Below are 20,574 nucleotides of genomic sequence, written 5' to 3' on the forward strand. Positions count from 1 at the left end.
CCGGGCCCGTCATGCCTCAGCTGACTTTGAGCTTCAGGATCCGGTCGTCGCCCTTGCCCGGCTCACCCCGTCCATCCGTATTGCTGGTCGTCACCCACAGCCCCCCGTCCTCCGAGGCCACCACACTGCGCAGCCGTCCGTACTTCCCGTCCAGGAAGGACTGAGGCTTGGCCGCCGGCCGATCGCCCTTCAGCGGGATCCGCCACAGCCGCTCCCCGCGCAGCCCGGCCATCCACACCGATCCCTTGGCGATGGCGATCCCGCTGGGCGAGGCGTCCTCGGGCTTCCACTGCTCCAGCGGATCGACGAAGCCCTTCTCATCGGCCTTCCCCTCGGCCTCGGGCCAGCCGTAGTTCTTCCCCGGCTTGATCAGATTGAGCTCGTCCCAGGTGTCCTGGCCGAACTCGGAGGCCCACAGCCGCTTGTCGCGGTCCCAGGCCAGACCCTGGACATTGCGGTGGCCGTAGGAATAGACGACCGAATCGGCATCCGGATTGCCATGGGCGGGCTCGCCCTCGGGGGTCATCCGCAGGATCTTGCCCCCGAAGGAGTCCAGGTCCTGTGCGAGCCCCCGCTCCCCGCTCTCTCCCGTGCCCGCGTAGAGCATCTTGTCCGGGCCGAAGGCGATCCGCCCGCCGTTGTGGATCGCGCCCTTGGGGATGCCCTTGAAGAGGGTGTCCGGGGCTCCGAGCTGATTGCCCGCGGCACGCTTGTCGTCGTACATCATCCGCACGATGCGGTTGTCGGAGTCGGTGGTGAAGTACGCGTACACCATGTGGTCGGAGCCGAAGTCGGAGGAGACCGCGAGCCCGAGCAGACCGCCCTCTCCCGCCGCCGAGACACCGGGGACCGACCCCAGCTCGGTCTTCTTCCCGGTGTCCGCCGAGACCTTGAAGACCTTGCCGGTGTCGCGCGAGGACACCAGCAGATCCCCGCCGGGCAGTGGGGCCAGGCCCCAGGGCGATTCCAGCTTGGTGGTCAGGGTGCGCTCGACCTTGACCGAGCCCTTGTCCGGCGCGGCGGAGGCGGTGGGCGACGGTGCGCCCGGCGAGGAGGACGTGCCCCCGGAACCCGGCTTCGCCGGAGACGACCTCCGGCCCTCCGGTCTGGTGACGCTGTCACCGTCGGACGAGCAGCCGGCCACGAGCAGCAGCGTGGCGGCGGCGGCGATGACGGGGGTGACACGGGGACGTCGCACGTCGGATTCCTCTCCATGGGCACAGGTGCCGCGGCGCGACACTGATTCTTATACACCGCGGCCCCGCGCCGGGTTCCCTCCGTGGATCACGCGGATCACGCGGATCACGCGGATCACGTCGATCACGGGACCGAACGCACCCCGCCCCGGACAACCGCCCCGGACAACGGCCGGGCCCCCGCCCGCCGTCAGTCCCACGACCCCCGCGCCCGCGGCAGCCGCGCGATCTCCACCAACTCCTCGCCGGTCAGCATCACCTCGGCCGCCGCGCAGTTCTCCGCCGCCCACCGCTCCCGCTTCGTACCCGGCACCGGCACCACATGCGGTCCCTGCGCCAGCAGCCACGCCAGCGCCACCTGCGCCGCCGTCACCGACTCCCCGTGCCGCCGCGCCACCCGCCGCAGCCCGACCACGATCGGCTGGTTCGCGGCCATCATCTCCGCCGTGAAGCGCGGGTGCCGGGCCCGTACGTCGTCCGGTTCGAACCCCGACCCCGGGGTCAGCGTGCCGCTCAGGAAGCCGTTGCCGAGCGGCATCGCGGCCAGGAACCCGATCCCCCGCGAGGAGCACCACGGCACCAGCGTCTCCAGTGCCTCCGGCGACCACACCGAGAGCTCCGCCTGCACACACGCGACCGGGAAGACCTGCTGCACCCGCTCCAGCTGGCGCACGGTGGCGTCGTGCATCCCGCCCCCGGTCCGCCGCTGCGCCCGCGCACCCACCGCGCACAGCCCCAGCGCCCGCACCTTCCCCGCGGCGACCAGCTCCGCCATCGCCCCCCAGGTCTCCTCTATCGGCACCTCCGGATCGGCCCGGTGGAGCTGGTAGAGATCGATCACATCGGTCTGGAGCCGCCGCAGCGAGGCGTCACAGGCCCGCTTCACATAGCCGGGCCGTCCGTTCGCCACGATGTGCTGGTCGCCCACCAGCAGTCCGCACTTGGTGGAGACGAACGCGTCCGCGCGCCGCTCCTTCAGCACCCGCCCCACCAGCAGCTCATTGGTGAACGGCCCGTACATATCGGCGGTGTCCAGCAGGCTCGCGCCCGCGTCGAGCGCGGTGTGCACGGCGCGCAGCGAGTTCTCGCCGTTGCGCTGCGAAGCGGTGTACGCCCAGCTCATGGGCATGCATCCGAGGCCGATCGCACCCACCTCGAGCGCCGCCGCTCCGATTGTCCTGCGCTCCACCTGGCCTGACCCCTCCCGTTCCTCGCACCAAAGCTAACCTCTGCCGGGGACCTCTCTTCGCATAGCCTCCTGACATGAGTGCAGATCACAGCGATACGTTCCGGCACCGCGATCCGTCTCAGGGTGTTCCGGACGACTCCGCGCCTCCGCTGGCCTGGCTGCCGATCCCGCCGGAGGAGATCGACGGGCTCCCCGACGGCCTCTCCTATGCCTTCTGGGACGGCGGACCGGACTTCCCGACCGACCCCGCCCGCTGCGCCTTCTACTGCGTGCCGTACATGAAAGGCCTGGAGGTCTCCGTCCGGCCGCTGCGGGAGATGGCCGGCCTTCAGGTGATCCAGACCCTCACCGCCGGAATAGACGACATCCGCCCCGCGCTCGGCGGAGTTCCGTCCGGCGTGCGGCTGTGCAACGCGCGCGGGGTGCACGACGCGAGCACCGCCGAGCTGGCCCTGACCCTGATCCTCTCGTCCCTGCGCGGCATCCCCGACTTCGTCCGGGGCCAGGACGCGGGGGAGTGGCGGAGCGGGTTCCGTCCGGCGCTCGCCGACAAGTCCGTTCTGATCGTCGGATACGGATCCATCGGCCGTGCGATCGAGGACCGGCTTGTGCCCTTTGAATGCGAGCGGGTCATGCGCGTCGCGCGCTCCCCGCGCACCACCGAGCGCGGTCCGGTGCACCCGATCGACTCCTTGCCCCAACTGCTCCCGGACGCCGACGTGGTGGTGCTGGTGACCCCGTTGACCGAGGCCACCCGCGGTCTGGCCGGGGCGGACTTCCTGGCGCGCATGAAGGACGGGGCGCTGCTGGTGAACGTCTCACGCGGCCCCGTCGTGGACACCGAGGCCCTGCTCGCCGAGGTGGGGACGGGCCGGCTGCTCGCCGCGCTCGATGTGACCGACCCCGAACCGCTGCCCGCCGGGCACCCCCTGTGGCACGCTCCAGGAGTGCTCGTCACCCCGCACGTGGGCGGCCCCTCGTCGGCCTTCCTGCCGCGCGCCAAGCGGCTGTTGCGCGACCAGCTGACGCGCTTCGCCTCCGGCGAGTCGCTCCGTCATGTGGTGGACACGACGGGGTAGACATGCCTCTGGCACCACATACAGGCACCGAATGACTGCACTCCGTATATACAACGGCGTAGTCGGTTACGGTGCGTAGATGGCCTATGTCCCTGAGTGACCAGTCTGGTGTATCGTCCCGAGCGGGGGCTGCGCCACTGACCTGACGGCGTCAGCGAAGGACCGGAACTCGAGGGGGGCGACGGGCGATGTGTGGCCGATGGACCAACGACCCGACGCAGCTCAGGCGTCGACCGCGACATTTCCGCGCAGCCGCGCGGCTCTCGAACTCGATGAGGCGCACGGGGATACGGCCTGCGGAGCGGCGCTCCCTCACGCAGTGGACGGGCGTCCGGTGACCGCCACCGGAGCGGTGCTCGCCCGCCCGTCGGTGTCCGGTGGTGGTGCGGGGCTGCTGCCCCAGGTCGTCCTCGCCGTGGTCTGCGGTGGCTATGCCACGGGTGCCGTGCTCGGCTGGGGCTCGCCCGAACTGGCCGTTTTCATGGGTGACTTCGGACTCAGCGTCGCCGCGCTCGTCGCCGCGGCCTCCTGTCTGTGGTACGGCCGCAGACACTCCGGCCGGATGCGTCCCGCCTGGCTGCTGTTCGCCGCCTCCTCCGCCATGGCTGCGCTGGGGAACGGCGTATGGGGCTGGTACGAGGTGGTGCTCAACCGCCCGGTGCCCACACCCTCCGCGGCCGACTTCTGCTTTCTGCTCTTCGCCCCGCCCGCCATCGTCGGGATGCTGGTGCTCGCCAAGCGCCCGGTGACCCGGGCCGGCTGGATCTGCTTAGGGCTCGACGCCTGGCTGATCGCCGGATCCCTGGTCACGCTCTCCTGGAGCCTGGCGCTCGCGCACACCGGACAGGCCAGCGGTGAGTCGGTGGCCCGCAGAGCGCTGTCGCTGGCCTATCCGCTGCTGGACATCGTGCTGGTCAGCATGGTGATCGTGCTGCACTTCCGGCGCTCGTCCGCCAACCGCTCCGCGATCAACACGGCCATCGCCGCCTTCGCGCTGACCGTGCTGTGCGACGCGCTGTTCACCTCCCCGATGCTGCGCGAGCACTACCGCTCGGGGCAGATCCTGGACGCCGGATGGTTCGCCGGATCGCTGCTGCTGGCGTACGCGCCCTGGGTCGCCCGGCGGGAGGCCGTCGAGGCCCCGCCCCCGGTGCGCCGCCCGGCCCCGCACAGCCGCCCCATCGCGGGCTCCCTCGGCGCGCTCGCGCCGTATCTGGCGGCGGCCGTCTGCACCCTGGGCATCCTGTTCAACGTGATGGACGGGCGTCCGATCGACGGCGTGGTGCTCTTCACCGCCTGCGCGGTCGTGCTCGCCCTTGTCGTGCGGCAGGCCATCATGCTCATGGACAACATCACCCTGACCCAGGAACTCGCCCAGAAGGAGAACCACTTCCGCTCCCTGGTGCAGAGCTCCAGCGATGTGATCATGATCGCCGCGCCCACCGGCATCCTGCGCTACGTCAGCCCCGCCGCCTCCGGTGTCTACGGCCGTGACGCGGAGGAACTGGTCGGCTCCGAACTGGCCTCGCTGATCCACCCCGAGGACCTCGGTCCGGTCGTCCACGAGGTGCGCCGGTTCCTGGCCGCCTCGCCGGGGGAGGAGCCCACCACCCGGATCGAGTGCCGCTTCCGCTCCGGCTCGGGCGACTGGCTGAACGTGGAGTCCACGATCAACCGCCACCACGGCGGCCTGATCTTCAACAGCCGCGATGTCACCGAACGGGTCCGGCTCCAGGCCCAGTTGCAGCACAACGCCGAGCACGACCCGCTCACCGACCTGCCCAACCGGGCGCTGTTCACCAAGCGGGTCCGGCACGCCGTCGCCGGGCGCCGCCGCACCGACGCGGGCACCGCCGTGCTCTTCATCGACCTCGACGGTTTCAAGGCCGTCAACGACACCGTCGGCCACCAGGCGGGCGACGAACTGCTCATTCAGGCCGCCCGCAGACTGCAGGAGTCCGTGCGCTCGGGCTCCGGCGACTGCGCGGCCCGTCTCGGCGGCGATGAGTTCGCCGCCCTCATCGTCGGCGACGGCGACGGCGACACCGGGGACCGGGAGTGCCGCATCCTGGAGATCGCCGACCGGCTGCGCGCCCGGCTCTCCCAGCCCTACAAGGTCGAGGGCGGCACCGAGGTCCGGGTCGCCGCCAGTATCGGCGTCGCCTTCGCCGAGCCCGGGATCAGCCCCGGCGCCCTGATGCGCAACGCCGACCTGGCGATGTACCGCGCCAAGGCCGCGGGCAAGAACCGCGTGGAGCTCTACGCACCGCAGATGCAGGCCGATGTGGCCCACCGTGCCGAGGTCGCCACCCGGCTGCGCGCGGCCCTGCACGACGGTGAGTTCGTGCTGCTGCACCAGCCCGTGGTGGAGCTGGCGAGCGGCCGGATCACCGCTGTCGCGGCCCAGGCCCGCTGGCGTTCGGCGCAGGGCATCCTGTTCACCCCCGCCGAGTTCCTCCGGGTCGCCGACAACGGCCGGGGTGGTGGTGACGAGGCCGCCCGTGCCGCGGAGCTGGCCCGCTGGATGCTGGAGGCCGCCGTCGAGCAGGCAGCCCAGCGCCGCCGGGACGGCCATGCCGTCCCCGTCTGCGTCCGGCTGCCCGCCGGGCGCCTGGTGGACAAGTCGATGCCGCCCAAGAGCGTGGAGGCGCTGCTGGCCCGGCACGGCCTGCCCTCCGGCTCACTGATCCTCGAGCTCACCGACGCCGATCCGCGGATGCCGCTGGAGGAGCTGGAGCACCGGCTCGGCGCGCTGCGCCGCCTCGGGGTGCGGATCGCCCTGGACGGCTTCGGCAGCGGCTATGCCGCCATCAGATCCCTGCGCAGACTCCCCGTCGACGTCCTCAAACTGGACCCCGGGCTGGTGGAGGGCGTCGTGGAGTCCTCCCGGCTGCATAAGATCACTTCTGGGCTGCTGAGGATCGCGGGCGATCTCGGGATGCAGTCCATCGCCGAGGGGGTGGACCTTCCGGAGCAACTCGTCACCCTCCGGGGAATGGGATGCACCCACGCCCAGGGGATGGCGTTCAGCGGTCCGCTCGATGAGCACCGGCTGCGGCGGGCGCTGACCCGCGGTGCCTATCCGGTACCGCGCTCGGATGCTCCACTGCTGGTCGGAGGCGCGCTGGCAGTGCGTCACGGCGGCCATGGCGGGCTTCCCGCGCCCCGTCGTACGGAGTCCCACGCCCACCCGCCGAGCCGCTCGAATACTGAGACGCCCGTCCCACCCACTTGACACCCGATAGGCGCCGGGTGGAGGGTCGGAGCCATGCGCACCCGAATTCTCGTACTTGGACAGCGCGTCGGCTGAGCAGGGCCTCTTGAAGCCCTGCGGACCCTCACCGGCGCGCTCCCCTCGCTTGCCTCCTGGCACGAGGGGTTTTTTGTTGCACGGACACCTGGTGCAGCGCCCTCTCCCTCCCCGCACAAACCCTCATTCGAGAAGAGAATGCCGATGACCGAGCAGGCCTCCGGGGCCCACCATCCCCAGCCGCGGGCCCGTAACGGCGGATCGTCCGCCACCGTCGAGCACGTCACGGGCGCGCAGTCCCTCATCCGTTCACTCGAGGAGGTCGGGGCCGACACCGTGTTCGGTATTCCCGGCGGTGCGATCCTCCCGGCGTACGACCCGATGATGGACTCCTCGAAGGTCCGGCACGTGCTGGTGCGGCACGAGCAGGGCGCGGGCCACGCGGCCACCGGTTACGCCCAGGCCACCGGCAAGGTGGGTGTCTGCATGGCGACCTCTGGTCCGGGCGCCACCAACCTGGTCACCCCGATCGCCGACGCCCATATGGACTCGGTGCCGATCGTCGCGATCACCGGTCAGGTCGCCTCCAAGGCCATCGGTACGGACGCCTTCCAGGAGGCGGACATCTGCGGCATCACGATGCCGATCACCAAGCACAACTTCCTCGTCACCCGGGCCGAGGACATCCCGCGGACGATCGCCGAGGCGTTCCACATCGCCTCCACCGGCCGCCCCGGCCCGGTCCTGGTCGACATCGCCAAGGACGCCCTCCAGGCCCGGACCACCTTCGCCTGGCCGCCGCAGACCGATCTGCCCGGCTACCGCCCGGTCACCAAGCCGCACGCCAAGCAGATCCGCGAGGCCGCACGGCTGATCACCCAGGCCGAGCGTCCGGTGCTGTACGTCGGTGGCGGTGTGCTCAAGGCGCAGGCCACGGCCGAGCTGAGGGTCCTGGCGGAGCTGACCGGGGCGCCGGTCACCACCACCCTGATGGCGCTGGGCTCGTTCCCCGACAGCCACCGGCTCCACCTGGGCATGCCCGGGATGCACGGCACCGTCGCCGCGGTGACCGCCCTGCAGAAGGCCGATCTGATCGTGGCGCTCGGTGCCCGCTTCGACGACCGCGTCACCGGCAAGCTGGACTCCTTCGCCCCGTACGCCAAGATCGTCCACGCGGACATCGACCCGGCCGAGATCGGCAAGAACCGCGCCGCCGACGTCCCCATCGTCGGTGACGCCCGCGAGGTCATCGCCGATCTGGTGGTCGCCGTCCAGGCCGAGCACGACGCCGGGCACACCGGTGACTACACCGGCTGGTGGGAGGATCTGAACCGCTGGCGGGAGACCTATCCGCTCGGCTACGACCAGCCTGCCGACGGCAGCCTCTCGCCCCAGCAGGTCATCCAGCGGATCGGCCGGCTGGCGCCGCAGGACACGATCTTCGCCGCGGGCGTCGGCCAGCACCAGATGTGGGCCGCCCACTTCATCGACTACGAGAAGCCCGCCACCTGGCTGAACTCCGGTGGCGCCGGGACCATGGGGTACGCCGTCCCGGCCGCCATGGGTGCCAAGGCCGGTGCCGAGGACCGTACGGTCTGGGCGATCGACGGGGACGGCTGCTTCCAGATGACCAACCAGGAGCTGGTCACCTGCGCGCTGAACAACATCCCGGTCAAGGTCGCGATCATCAACAACGGCGCGCTGGGCATGGTCCGCCAGTGGCAGACCCTCTTCTACAACCAGCGCTACTCCAACACCGTGCTGCACTCCGGCCCCAGCACCCCCGACCAGCAGAACCTGGGCACCCGGGTCCCGGACTTCGTCAAGCTGGCCGAGGCCATGGGCTGTGTGGGCCTGCGCTGTGAGGACCCCGCCGACCTCGACGCCGTCATCGAGAAGGCCAACGCGATCAACGACCGTCCGGTGGTCGTGGACTTCATCGTCCACGAGGACGCCATGGTCTGGCCGATGGTCGCGGCCGGCACCTCCAACGACGAGATCCTGGCGGCGCGCGACACCCGCCCGGACTTCGGCGACGGCGAAGACGACTGAGGCCAGGACCGAGACGAGAGAAGAAGAGAGACACAAGCCATGTCCAAGCACACGCTCTCCGTCCTGGTGGAGAACACCCCCGGCATCCTGGCCCGGATCGCCGCCCTGTTCTCCCGCCGCGGCTTCAACATCGACTCGCTCGCGGTGGGCGTCACCGAGCACCCCGACATCTCCCGCATCACCATCGTGGTCAATGTCGAGGAGCTCCCCCTGGAGCAGGTCACCAAGCAGCTCAACAAGCTGGTCAATGTGCTGAAGATCGTCGAGCTGGAGGACAGCGCGGCCATCCAGCGGGAACTCGTCCTGGTGAAGGTCCGCGCCGACAACGAGACGCGTTCCCAGGTCGTGGAGATCGTCCAGCTCTTCCGCGCCAAGACCGTGGACGTCTCCCCGGAGGCCGTGACCATCGAGGCCACCGGCAGCAGCGACAAGCTGGAGGCCATGCTCCGGATGCTGGAGCCGTACGGCATCAAGGAGCTGGTGCAGTCCGGCACCATCGCCATAGGGCGCGGCGCCCGCTCCATCACCGACCGGAGTCTGCGCGCGCTCGACCGCTCAGCCTGACCGGCGGGCCGCGCCGCCACCCCGGCGCGGCCCGACCGCATCGCGAGACCCCCGAACCATTCCCCGCCCACCCGTCATACGGTGGGACGCACAACCCAAACGCTAGGAGAAACCCGAAGTGGCCGAGCTGTTCTACGACAACGACGCCGACCTGTCGATCATCCAGGGCCGCAAGGTCGCCATCCTCGGCTACGGCAGCCAGGGCCACGCCCACGCGCTGTCGCTGCGCGACTCGGGCGTCGATGTGCGGGTCGGTCTGCACGAGGGCTCGAAGTCCAAGGCCAAGGCCGAGGAGCAGGGCCTGCGCGTGGTCACCCCGGCCGAGGCGTCCGCCGAGGCCGACGTGATCATGATCCTGGTCCCGGACCCGATCCAGGCCAAGGTCTACGAGGAGTCCGTGAAGGACAACCTGAAGGACGGCGACGCGCTGTTCTTCGGCCACGGCCTCAACATCCGGTTCGACTTCATCAAGCCCCCGGCCCATGTGGACGTCTGCATGGTCGCCCCGAAGGGCCCGGGCCACCTGGTCCGCCGCCAGTACGAGGAGGGCCGCGGCGTGCCGTGCATCGCGGCCGTCGAGCAGGACGCCACCGGCAACGCCTTCGCGCTGGCCCTGTCGTACGCCAAGGGCATCGGCGGCACCCGCGCGGGCGTCATCAAGACCACCTTCACCGAGGAGACCGAGACCGACCTGTTCGGTGAGCAGGCGGTGCTCTGCGGTGGTACCGCGGCGCTGGTCAAGGCCGGGTTCGAGACCCTGGTCGAGGCCGGTTACCAGCCCGAGATCGCGTACTTCGAGTGCCTCCACGAGCTGAAGCTGATCGTGGACCTGATGTACGAGGGCGGCCTGGAGAAGATGCGCTGGTCGATCTCCGAGACCGCCGAGTGGGGCGACTACGTCACCGGCCCGCGGATCATCAACGACTCCACCAAGGCCGAGATGAAGAAGGTCCTCGGCGAGATCCAGGACGGCACCTTCGCCAAGAACTGGATGGCCGAGTACAACGCCGGTCTGCCGAAGTACAACGAGCTCAAGAAGGCGGACGAGGACCACCTGCTGGAGACCACCGGCAAGGAGCTGCGCAAGCTCATGAGCTGGGTCGACGACGAGGCGTAAGCCTCTGGTGGCGCGGGTGGCCGTGCCCCGGGCGCGGCGGGGGCTCTCCGGAGCCCCCGCCGCACCGGTCCGCGCGTTGGCCACCCCGCACCACCACGTGCGGGTGATCCTGCCGCATTGGCGCAAGACACACGCCGGACCGCCACTACACTCAAGGGCAACAAGCGCGTCAGGCTCACAGCGTCGTGCGTCTTCCACGCGGCTCCCCTTCACCGCCAGCGGCCGTCGGGACGGCCGTCCGCTGAGGACTAGTGAGGACTGAAGACCACGTGAGCACTGCTGCCACCGGTAAACCCGTCGTACTCATCGCCGAGGAGCTGTCGCCGGCCACGGTCGACGCCCTGGGCCCGGACTTCGAGATCCGGAGCTGCAACGGCGCGGACCGCGCCGAGCTGCTTCCCGCCCTCGCCGACGTGGACGCGATCCTCGTCCGCAGCGCGACGAAGGTCGACGCCGAGGCGATCGCCGCGGCGAAGAGGCTGAAGGTGGTCGCCCGCGCGGGCGTCGGTCTGGACAATGTGGACGTCGCGGCCGCCACCAAGGCGGGCGTCATGGTCGTGAACGCGCCGACCTCCAACATCGTCACCGCCGCCGAGCTGGCGTGCGGTCTGCTGGTCGCCACCGCGCGTAACATCCCGCAGGCCAACGCCGCGCTGAAGAACGGCGAGTGGAAGCGCAGCAAGTACACCGGTGTGGAGCTCAGCGAGAAGACCCTCGGTGTGGTCGGGCTCGGCCGGATCGGCGTCCTGGTGGCCCAGCGGATGTCCGCGTTCGGGATGAAGATCGTCGCGTATGACCCCTATGTGCAGCCCGCGCGCGCCGCCCAGATGGGTGTGAAGCTGCTCTCGCTGGACGAGCTGCTCGAGGTCTCCGACTTCATCACCGTCCACCTCCCGAAGACCCCCGAGACCCTCGGCCTGATCGGCGACGAGGCGCTGCGCAAGGTCAAGCCCGAGGTCCGGATCGTCAACGCCGCGCGGGGCGGGATCGTGGACGAGGTGGCGCTGGCCGCCGCCCTCAAGGAGGGCCGGGTGGCCGCGGCCGGTCTGGATGTGTTCTCCCAGGAGCCGTGCACCGACTCCCCGCTGTTCGAGTTCGACAATGTGGTCGCCACCCCGCATCTGGGCGCCTCCACCGGTGAGGCCCAGGAGAAGGCGGGTATCGCGGTCGCCCGCTCGGTGCGGCTGGCGCTCGCGGGCGAGCTGGTCCCGGACGCGGTGAACGTCCAGGGCGGCGTGATCGCCGAGGACGTCCGCCCCGGGCTGCCGCTGGCCGAGAAGCTGGGCCGGATCTTCACCGCGCTCGCGGGCGAGGTCGCGGTGCGGCTCGATGTCGAGGTGTACGGCGAGATCACCCAGCACGACGTCAAGGTGCTGGAGCTCTCCGCGCTCAAGGGTGTGTTCGAGGACATCGTCGACGAGACCGTGTCCTATGTGAACGCCCCGCTGTTCGCGCAGGAGCGCGGTGTCGAGGTGCGGCTGACCACCAGCTCGGAGTCGTCGGAGCACCGGAACGTGGTGACCGTGCGCGGCACCCTCTCCGGTGGCGAGGAGGTCTCGATCTCCGGCACGCTGGCCGGTCCCAAGCATCTGCAGAAGATCGTCGCGGTCGGCGAGTACGACGTCGACCTGGCCCTCGCGGACCACATGGCGTTCCTGCGCTACACCGACCGCCCGGGTGTGGTCGGCACGCTCGGCCGCATCCTGGGCGAGGCCGGGATCAACATCGCGGGCATGCAGGTCTCGCGTGCCGCGGTCGGTGGCGCCGCCCTGGTGGCGCTGACCGTCGATGACACCATCCCGCCGGCCGTCCTCGGCGAGATCGCCGGTGAGATCGGGGCCACCTCGGCCCGCTCGGTCAATCTGGCCGGCTAGTCCGCTCCACGGACCCCTGGGGTCCGGTTCCCGCTCCGGCGGGGACCGGGCCCATTTTTCATGTGCGGAACCGTGATGTGCAGGGGCTTCCCGATTTTTTTCATCGCATGTTGAATATCGCGGGCGACCTCGCTACGCTGACAGCTATGTGGAGAAAAACTCTCCACATAGCCCAGACGGCTTCCCCTCAGTACGTCCCGCAGGAGTACGCCCGTGTCTGCTGACCTCCCCACCGACGCCGCGCCCCGGATGCGGGCCGACGCACGGCGCAACCGTGAGCAGATCCTGCGTGCCGCCCGTGAGGTCTTCGTCGACGAGGGGCCCGACGCCCCGCTCGACGAGATCGCCCGGCGCGCCGGGGTGGGTATCGCCACGCTCTACCGGCGCTTCCCGCAGCGGTCCGACCTGTTCCGCGGGGTGGCCACCGAGGTCCTCACCGCCCTCACCGAGGCCGCGGGGGAGGCCCTGGCCGACGGCGGTCATCCGGTGGAGGCGCTGCGCCGCTTCATGCACCGGGCCCTCGACCTCAAGATCGGGTCGGTGATGCCCTCGCTGCTCGGCCGGATCAGCCTCGGCGAGGTGCTCGACGAGGTCCGCGGCGACGCCGTGGACCTGATCGACGAAATACTGCTCCGCGCCCAGGCGGCGGGGCAGCTCCGCCCCGATGTCGTCTTCGGCGACATCACGATGATGATCATGCGGCTGTCCCGGCCGCTGCCAGGCGGCGGGCACTTCCCGGACGACGAAGCCATCGCCCACCGCCATCTGGATGTGTTCGTCGACGGGCTGCGCCCCAGCGGCTCGCCGCGTCCCACCACCATGCTCAGCGGCCCAGCCGTGGACGCCCCCGCGTTCAGGCGGCTCCGGGAGCGCGTGCTCGACGACGCTCGCGCGGACGACTGAACTCCCTTTCTCTCCGCTCGGCTTTCGGAACGATCAGAAAGACCAGAAAGGCAATCCCTCATGTCCCAGCCAACCGGCATACAGCAGCCCGAGGTCAACCCTCGGCGCTGGCTGGCCCTGCTGTTCATCGGCCTCGCCCAGCTGATGATCGTCCTCGATGTCACCATCGTGAACATCGCCCTGCCGTCGGCCCAGAAGGACCTCGGCATCTCCGACGGTGACCGTCAGTGGGTGATCACGGCCTACACCCTGGCGTTCGGCAGCCTGCTGCTGCTCGGTGGCCGGATCGCCGACTACACCGGCCGCCGGCGCACCTTCCTGATCGGTCTGCTCGGCTTCGCCGGGGCCTCCGCACTCGGTGGCGCTGCCTCCGGTTTCGAGACGCTGCTGCTGGCCCGTGCCTTCCAGGGCGCGTTCGCCGCGATGCTGGCTCCCTCGGCGCTGTCCCTGCTCGCGGTGAACTTCACCGAGCCGAAGGAGCGGGCCAAGGCGTTCGGTATCTTCGGTGCCATCGCCGCGGGTGGTGGCGCGATCGGTCTGGTCGTCGGTGGCGCGCTCACCGAGTACCTCGACTGGCGCTGGTGCCTGTACGTGAACGTGCCGATCGCCGCGCTCGCCGTCCTCAGCTGGTGGGTGCTGCCCGCCGACGTCAAGGGCGAGGGCCGGGCACGCTTCGACATCCCCGGTGTGTTCCTGGCCGTGACCGGTCTGGTGGCCCTGGTCTACGGCTGCAGTGAGGCCGAGTCCGAGGGCTGGGACTCCTCGATGGTGGTCGGTCTGCTCACCACTGGTGTGGTGCTGCTCTTCGCCTTCATCCTGGTGGAGAAGCGGGTCAGGAACCCGCTGCTGCCGATGCGTGTGCTGACGGACCGCACCCGGGGCAGCGCGTACCTCGCCGTGGGCCTCGCGGTGGTCGGCATGTTCGCCATGTTCCTGTTCCTGACCTACTACATGCAGGTCGTGAAGGGTTACTCGGCGCTGACCACCGGCTGCGCCTTCCTGCCGATGACCGCGTCGGTGCTGGTCTCCGCGGGCGGTCTCGCCTCGCGGCTCATCCCCAAGGTGGCGCCGCGGGCCCTGGTCGGCCCCGGTCTGCTGATCGCGGCCACCGGTGTGGCGCTGCTGATCCCGCTGGACATCGACAGCTCCTACGCGGGCGGGGTGCTGCCCGCGGAGATCCTGGTCGGCTTCGGCATGGGCCTGGTGATGGCCCCGGCGATGAACTACGCGACGCACGGGGTGAACGAGCAGGACGCCGGTGTCGCGTCCGCCACCGTCAACACCGCCCAGCAGATCGGCGGTTCGATCGGCACCGCGCTGCTCAACACCATCGCCACCAGCGCGACGGATGACTACAAGGCCGAGCACATGCACGAGATCACCCGGCAGAACATGCAGACGCATATGAAGACCGGTCTGGTCGAGGGCTTCTCGGAGGCGTTCGTGTGGTCCTCCGCGATCCTCGCGAGCGCGGCCGTCGTGGTGACCATCCTGATGAACACGCCGCGGCCCTCCCGGGAGCCGGGCGCGCAGGACGCCATGCCCAAGGCCGTGCATCTGGGCTGACGGCGGTCCCCCCCCCGGCCGCTGTCGCACGAGCCCTCCGTTCCGCGCTCTCCTCGCGGGACGGAGGGCCTTCGTGGTGTTCCGCGGAGACCGCGCGGTGGTATGAACGCTGTCTCGTACGTCCGTATAAGACGAGCGTCTGGGACGGATGTATGACACCGGGATAGGCTGGGGCCATGGGACATCGAGAGGACCTGTTGGCCGGGGCGAAGCGCTGCCTGCTGGAGAAGGGCTGGTCGCGCACGACGGCGCGGGACATCGTGGCCGCCTCCGGCGCCAACCTGGCCTCCATCGGCTACCACTACGGCTCCAAGGACGCCCTGATGAGGGAGGCGCTCTTCGCGGCCATGGGTGACTGGGCCGATGACGTCCAGCGGTCCCTCTCGGACGGCGCGGCGGCCGGCAGTGATCCGGCCGTCCGGTTCGAGTCCGGCTGGGCGCGGGCCCTGGAGCTGTTCAGCAAGCACCAGGCGGTGTGGCGGGCGCAGTTGGAGGCCGTCATGCAGGCCGAGCGGGACCCCGAGATGCGCGAGGCCTTCGCCGCGGCCCAGCCGGAGGCCCGGCAGGCGCTGGTGGCGCTCTTCCACGGCACCGACGGGCGCGAGGCCGATGAGGAGACCTCCCGCACCCTGGGATCCCTCTATATGACCCTGATGAGCGGCCTGGTGGTCCAGATGGCCATCGATCCCGAACTCACCCCGGACGCCCGGGAACTGATCGAGGCCATGCGGCTGACCTTGACCTTGACCAAGGGGCAGACCTCAGCGTGAGGGTCACCGGGCGCGGTGCCCGGGACGGAGGATCACCACGGTGGACACACCCCTGCTCAGCATCGGCGCGTTCGCGCGCCGGACGCGGCTGTCACCCAAGGCACTCCGGCTCTACGACCGGCTGGGGCTGCTGGCCCCGGACCGGGTCGACGAGGCCACCGGCTACCGCTGGTACCGCGCCGACCAGGTGGAGCGGGCCCGGCTGGTGGCGCTGCTGCGGCGGCTGGACATGCCGCTGGAGCGGATCGGCCGGGTGCTGGAGCTCCCGGGGGAGCGGGCGGCGTGCGAGGTGGCGGCCTACTGGGACGCCGTCGAGGCACGCATCGCCCGGCAGCGGTCCCTCGCGAGACACCTCCGTGACCGGTTGTCGGACAGGAGATCCGAGATGTACGAGATCAACCTTCGCGAGGTCGGTGAGCAGACCCTGCTCACCGAGCGCCGCCATCTGCTCGCGGACGACCTCCCTTCGTGGATCGGCGCCGCGCTCGGCAGGCTGGAGTCCGCCGCGGCGGTGTGCGGCGACACCGCCGGTCCCGCCTTCGTCCTCTACCACGCCGAGGTCAGCGAGGAGAGCGACGGCCCGGCCGAGGCGTGTGTGCCGGTCGCCGACCGCGCCGCCGCCGGGAAGTACGCCGCCGCCCACCGCCGTGAGGTGTCGCTGCGTCATGAGCCCGCCCACCGGCTGGCCTACACCCGGCTGACCAAGGCTCAGGTCGCCTATCCGCAGATCACCTCGGCGTTCGACGCGGTCGAGCGCTGGGCCGCCGACGAGGGTCTGACCGTCACCGGACCCTGCCGCGAGGTCTACTTCGCGGACTGGTGCGCGGCGGGTCCGGACGACGAGGTCTGCGATGTGGCGTTCCCCGTGAAGTGACGCGGCGACTCCGCTCATCCGCCGTCCGCGCCGCCCGGCGGACCGAGGCGGGCGGCCTTGAGGGCCATGTGGAGGAGGAGGCGGTCCTCGCCCGAGTCCAGGTCCAGGCCGGTCAGCTGCTTCACCCGGGAGAGCCGGTAGTAGAGGGTCTGGCGGTGGATGCCGAGCAGCTGGGCGGTGCGGCCGGCCTGACCGGCGCAGTCGAGGAACGCCTCGGCGGTGCGGGCGAGTTCGGCGTGCGTACGCTCCAGCAGCGGGCGGACTGCCGCGTCCGGCCGGGCCGGGGGGAGACCGGCCAGCAGGCGGTACGGGCCGATGGCGGCCCATTCGGCCACCGGTCCGAGCCGGGCGTCCGCGCGGGCGGCGCGCGCGGCCGCCATCGCCTCGCCCCAGGCGGCGGGCAGCTCGTCCAGACCGCGGCGCGGCCCGGAGACGCCCGCGGCCGTGTCCCGGCCGCCGCCCGGCGGAAGCTCCGGGCCGGGGCCGGGTGCGCTCGGGGCGCTCGCCCGGGGTGAGCGCAGCAGCTGTTCGGCGGTGGCGCGCGCCGGGTCCGGGGCGCTGGCGGCGCGCAGCCGTACCAGGGCCGCCAGGGTGACGTCCGCGGTGCCGGGCACCACACAGGCCGCCGCGATCCCCGGCAGCCGGGGGAGCCCCGGATGGTCGGTGTCCGCGCCGGTGTCCGGGGTCCAGGGCACCACCGCCACCAGCGCCAGCGGACCGTCGGCCGTCTGCCGCAGCGCGGCCCGCAGCCCCGCGCGGGCCGCTTCCCGGCCGTCCGGCGGCCCGGTCAGCAGCTCGCCGAGCAGCTCGCCCAGCTCCTCCCCGGCCCGTGCCTCGGCCGCCAGCAGCGCCCCGATCCGCGCGGTGGTCTCCATGGCCCGCGCCAGCCGCGGGTCCGGTGCCCCCGAGGGGCCCCCGAGCTCCAGATCGGAGAGATGGCCGTCGTCCAGCAGCCACACATAGCCGTGCACCACACCGCGGTGGCGCACGGGCAGGCAGATGCGGCCCATGAAGACCCCGGCCGCCGGATCCGGCGGGATCCGCAGCGGGGCCTGGGCGCGGGCGATCCCGAACGCCTCGAACCAGGCCCGCACCGCCGCCGTGGAGCGCCGCTGGAGGATGGAGCGGGTGCGCACCGGGTCCAGGGCCGGTTCCTCGGCGTCACCGCTGTCATGGGCACCGAAGGCGATCAGGGCGAAGTCACGGTTCTCCAGGGTCGCGGGCGCGCCGAGCGCCGCCGTGATCTCGTCCACCAGCTGCTGATAGTCGTCCCGCACCGACCGCACGCCTCCTTCCCGCTTCCGCCTCCCCCATTCTCATACAGATGTCTGAGATCCCGGACACGGATGTAGGACAGCTGTCGATGGTCGCGGATACGAGCGATCCTTAGGTTTCACGGTGAGTTGTTGGTGCCGTTCGACGGCTGTCATCGTGGAGGTGCCCCGTGCTGGGACCCGTGCTGCTTGCCGCTTCCCGCAGTGCCGCCATCCGCCGGGTCGTCTCGGCCGCGCCGGTCACCCGCCCGATGGTGGACCGATTCGTGGCCGGGGAGCGCCTGGACGAGTCGATGGCGGCCGTGCGTTCCCTGACGTCGCGCGGTCTGGAGGTCACCCTCGACCATCTGGGTGAGGACATCACCGACCGCGCCGAAGCGCTGCGCAACCGGGACGCCTATCTCGCGCTGACCGAGGCGCTGGCCGCCGAGGGACTCGGCGTCCGCGCGGAGATGTCGGTCAAGCTGTCGGCCTTCGGGCAGGCCCTCTCCGGCGGCCATGACGTGGCGCTCGCCAATGTCACCCCGGTCGTCGAGGCCGCGGCCGAGGCGGGGACGACCGTCACCCTGGACATGGAGGACCACACCACCGTGGACTCCACCCTGGCGATCCTGGGCGAGCTGCGCAGCCGTTTCCCGCAGACCGGCGCGGTGGTGCAGTCGTACCTGTTCCGCACCGAGGACGACTGCCGGGCGCTCGCCGGGGAGGGCTCCCGGGTGCGGCTGGTGAAGGGCGCGTACAAGGAGCCCGCGAGCGTCGCCTACCAGGACAAGCGCGAGGTGGACCGGGCGTATGTGCGCTGTCTGAAGATCCTCATGGCCGGTGACGGCTACCCGATGATCGGCTCCCATGACCCGCGTATGGTCGCCATCGGCCAGGAGCTGGCCCGCCGGTTCGGCCGCAAGCTGGACGCGTACGAGTTCCAGATGCTCTTCGGGATCCGCGAGGCCGAGCAGGAGCGGCTGGTGGCGGAGGGGCACCGGATGCGGGTTTACATCCCGTATGGAACAGACTGGTATGGGTACTTCATGCGCCGCCTCGCGGAGCGCCCCGCGAACCTCGCGTTCTTCCTGCGCTCGCTGGTCAGCCGCGGCTGATCGCCGCGCCGCCCGCAGACTCCCGTAAAGCAGACCTCGTAACCCGACGATCGAAGGAGACAACGGCCACCATGGACGCCGTCACCCAGGTCCCCGTCCCGGTGAACGAGCCGGTGCACACCTACGCCCCCGGCACCCCGGAGCGCGCCCGCCTCGAGACCAAGCTCAAGGAGCTGGCCCAGAACCCGGTCGAGCTGCCGATGACCATCGGCGGCGAGAAGCGGATGGGCGGCGGCGAGCGCTTCGACGTCGTACAGCCGCACAACCACGCGGCCCGTCTGGGCACCTACGCCAACGCCACCCAGGCCGATGCGCAGGACGCGATCGACGCGGCGCTGGCTGCCGCCCCGGCGTGGCGCGCGCTCAGCTTCGACGACCGGGCCGCGATCATCCTCAAGGCCGCCGATCTGCTGTCCGGCCCGTGGCGGGAGACCCTCGCTGCCTCCACCATGCTCGGCCAGTCCAAGACCGCCCAGCAGGCCGAGATCGACACTCCCTGCGAGTTGATCGACTTCTGGCGCTTCAATGTGCACTTCGCGCGCCAGATCCTGGCCGAGCAGCCGATGACCAACTCGCCCGGTGTCTGGAACCGCTCCGACCACCGGCCGCTGGAGGGGTTCGTCTACGCGATCACCCCCTTCAACTTCACCGCCATCGCGGGCAACCTCCCCACCGCCCCCGCCCTGATGGGCAACGTGGTGGTCTGGAAGCCGTCCCCGACCCAGACCCACGCCGCGGTGCTGCTGATGCAGCTGCTGGAGGAGGCCGGGCTGCCCAAGGGCGTCATCAACCTGGTCACCGGTGACGGCAAGGACGTCTCCGAGGTGGCGCTGGCCCACCCGGACCTCGCGGGCATCCACTTCACCGGCTCCACCCGCACCTTCCAGTACCTGTGGAAGACGGTCGGCGCCAACATCGAGAACTACAAGACCTACCCGCGGCTGGTCGGCGAGACCGGCGGCAAGGACTTCATCGTCGCCCACCCGTCCGCGGACCCGGCGGTGCTGAAGACCGCGATGACCCGTGGCGCCTTCGAGTTCCAGGGCCAGAAGTGTTCCGCCGCCTCGCGCGCCTATGTCCCGCGCTCGCTGTGGGAGAACGGCTTCAAGGAGGAGTTCGCCACCGAGGTCAACGGGCTCTCCATGGGCGACGTGTCCGAGCTGGGCAACTTCATGGGCGCGGTCATCGACGACCGGTCCTTCGCCAAGAACAAGGCGGCGATCGACCGGGCGAAGTCCGACCCGACCGTCGAGGTGATCGCGGGCGGCACCTACGACGACAGCGAGGGCTACTTCGTCCGGCCGACCGTCCTGGTCTCCACCGACCCGGAGAACGAGATCTTCAAGGACGAGTACTTCGGCCCGATCCTGGGCGTGTACGTCTATGAGGACGCCGAGTACGACGCGATGCTCCAGCAGATGGAGTCGGCCTCGGCCTACGGTCTGACCGGCTGCGTCATCGCCCGGGACCGTGCCGCGGCCGCCGCCACCTGTGAGGCGCTGCGCTTCGCGGCGGGCAACTTCTACATCAACGACAAGCCCACCGGTGCCGTGGTCGGCCAGCAGCCGTTCGGCGGCGGCCGTGCCTCCGGCACCAACGACAAGGCGGGCGCCAAGCAGAACCTGATGCGCTGGACCTCCACCCGCTCCATCAAGGAGACCCTGGTCCCGCCGACGGACTACCGCTACCCGCACATGGGCTGACCTGCCCGGCGCGCTCCGCGCCCGTTGTCCCGCCCCCGGCCGTGTCCACACGCGGCCGGGGGCGGT

Annotated in this window: 15 protein-coding genes; 12 read left to right on the plus strand and 3 right to left on the minus strand. The window is 70.7% G+C overall.

What is annotated here, in order from left to right; all coding sequences use genetic code 11:
* Positions 1–16: 16 nt before the first annotated feature.
* Entirely contained in the window at positions 17–1,198 is a 1,182-nt protein-coding gene (locus AC07FT_RS13770) for a PQQ-dependent sugar dehydrogenase (protein ID WP_479176416.1), read from the minus strand.
* A gap of 188 nt (positions 1,199–1,386) precedes the next feature.
* A complete protein-coding gene (locus AC07FT_RS13775; protein ID WP_435242499.1) occupies positions 1,387–2,385 on the minus strand; it encodes an aldo/keto reductase in 999 nt (332 codons plus the stop codon).
* 74 nt (positions 2,386–2,459) lie between these two features.
* Between AC07FT_RS13775 and AC07FT_RS13780 the strand changes: the two genes are divergently transcribed.
* The 10 genes from AC07FT_RS13780 (at position 2,460) to AC07FT_RS13825 (ending at position 16,434) form a co-directional block, all read left to right on the plus strand.
* Positions 2,460–3,464 carry a 2-hydroxyacid dehydrogenase gene (locus AC07FT_RS13780; RefSeq protein ID WP_471204555.1) on the plus strand — a complete coding sequence of 335 codons (1,005 nt, stop codon included), beginning with the start codon at positions 2,460–2,462 and terminating at the stop codon, positions 3,462–3,464.
* A 334-nt stretch (positions 3,465–3,798) separates the two neighbouring features.
* The gene (locus AC07FT_RS13785) at positions 3,799–6,699 is read left to right on the plus strand and encodes a putative bifunctional diguanylate cyclase/phosphodiesterase (protein ID WP_479176417.1); all 2,901 of its coding nucleotides are present in this window, start codon (positions 3,799–3,801) and stop codon (positions 6,697–6,699) included.
* A gap of 213 nt (positions 6,700–6,912) precedes the next feature.
* Positions 6,913–8,766, plus strand: coding sequence for an acetolactate synthase large subunit (locus AC07FT_RS13790; protein ID WP_479176418.1), 1,854 nt, complete (start codon positions 6,913–6,915; stop codon positions 8,764–8,766).
* 39 nt (positions 8,767–8,805) lie between these two features.
* Positions 8,806–9,330 carry an acetolactate synthase small subunit gene (gene ilvN / locus AC07FT_RS13795; RefSeq protein WP_471204550.1) on the plus strand — a complete coding sequence of 175 codons (525 nt, stop codon included), beginning with the start codon at positions 8,806–8,808 and terminating at the stop codon, positions 9,328–9,330.
* Positions 9,331–9,448: 118 nt separating this feature from the next.
* Complete coding sequence (ilvC, locus tag AC07FT_RS13800; protein ID WP_471204548.1) at positions 9,449–10,447, plus strand: ketol-acid reductoisomerase; 999 nt, start codon at positions 9,449–9,451, stop codon at positions 10,445–10,447.
* A 269-nt stretch (positions 10,448–10,716) separates the two neighbouring features.
* The gene (serA, locus tag AC07FT_RS13805; protein WP_479176419.1) at positions 10,717–12,321 is read left to right on the plus strand and encodes a phosphoglycerate dehydrogenase; all 1,605 of its coding nucleotides are present in this window, start codon (positions 10,717–10,719) and stop codon (positions 12,319–12,321) included.
* Positions 12,322–12,534: 213 nt separating this feature from the next.
* Positions 12,535–13,224, plus strand: a complete 690-nt coding sequence (locus AC07FT_RS13810; protein ID WP_479176420.1) for a TetR/AcrR family transcriptional regulator — start codon at positions 12,535–12,537, stop codon at positions 13,222–13,224.
* 60 nt (positions 13,225–13,284) lie between these two features.
* Positions 13,285–14,790, plus strand: a complete 1,506-nt coding sequence (locus AC07FT_RS13815; protein ID WP_479176421.1) for an MFS transporter — start codon at positions 13,285–13,287, stop codon at positions 14,788–14,790.
* Positions 14,791–14,966: 176 nt separating this feature from the next.
* Entirely contained in the window at positions 14,967–15,560 is a 594-nt protein-coding gene (locus AC07FT_RS13820) for a TetR/AcrR family transcriptional regulator (RefSeq protein ID WP_479176422.1), read from the plus strand.
* Between the two features lie 40 nt (positions 15,561–15,600).
* A complete protein-coding gene (locus tag AC07FT_RS13825; protein ID WP_479176423.1) occupies positions 15,601–16,434 on the plus strand; it encodes a MerR family transcriptional regulator in 834 nt (277 codons plus the stop codon).
* 14 nt (positions 16,435–16,448) lie between these two features.
* Here the strand turns inward: AC07FT_RS13825 and AC07FT_RS13830 are convergent, their stop codons facing one another.
* On the minus strand, positions 16,449–17,711 hold the full coding sequence (locus AC07FT_RS13830; RefSeq protein ID WP_471204536.1) for a PucR family transcriptional regulator: 1,263 nt from the start codon (positions 17,709–17,711) through the stop codon (positions 16,449–16,451).
* A 167-nt stretch (positions 17,712–17,878) separates the two neighbouring features.
* Here AC07FT_RS13830 and AC07FT_RS13835 point away from each other — a divergent pair, with 167 nt between their 5' ends.
* Together AC07FT_RS13835 and pruA are read left to right on the plus strand one after the other, a co-directional pair.
* Positions 17,879–18,805 carry a proline dehydrogenase family protein gene (locus AC07FT_RS13835; protein ID WP_471204534.1) on the plus strand — a complete coding sequence of 309 codons (927 nt, stop codon included), beginning with the start codon at positions 17,879–17,881 and terminating at the stop codon, positions 18,803–18,805.
* A gap of 71 nt (positions 18,806–18,876) precedes the next feature.
* Positions 18,877–20,508, plus strand: coding sequence for an L-glutamate gamma-semialdehyde dehydrogenase (gene pruA / locus AC07FT_RS13840; protein WP_471204532.1), 1,632 nt, complete (start codon positions 18,877–18,879; stop codon positions 20,506–20,508).
* Positions 20,509–20,574 lie beyond the last annotated feature (66 nt).

The organism is Streptomyces sp. NPDC045899, assembly GCF_056431485.1.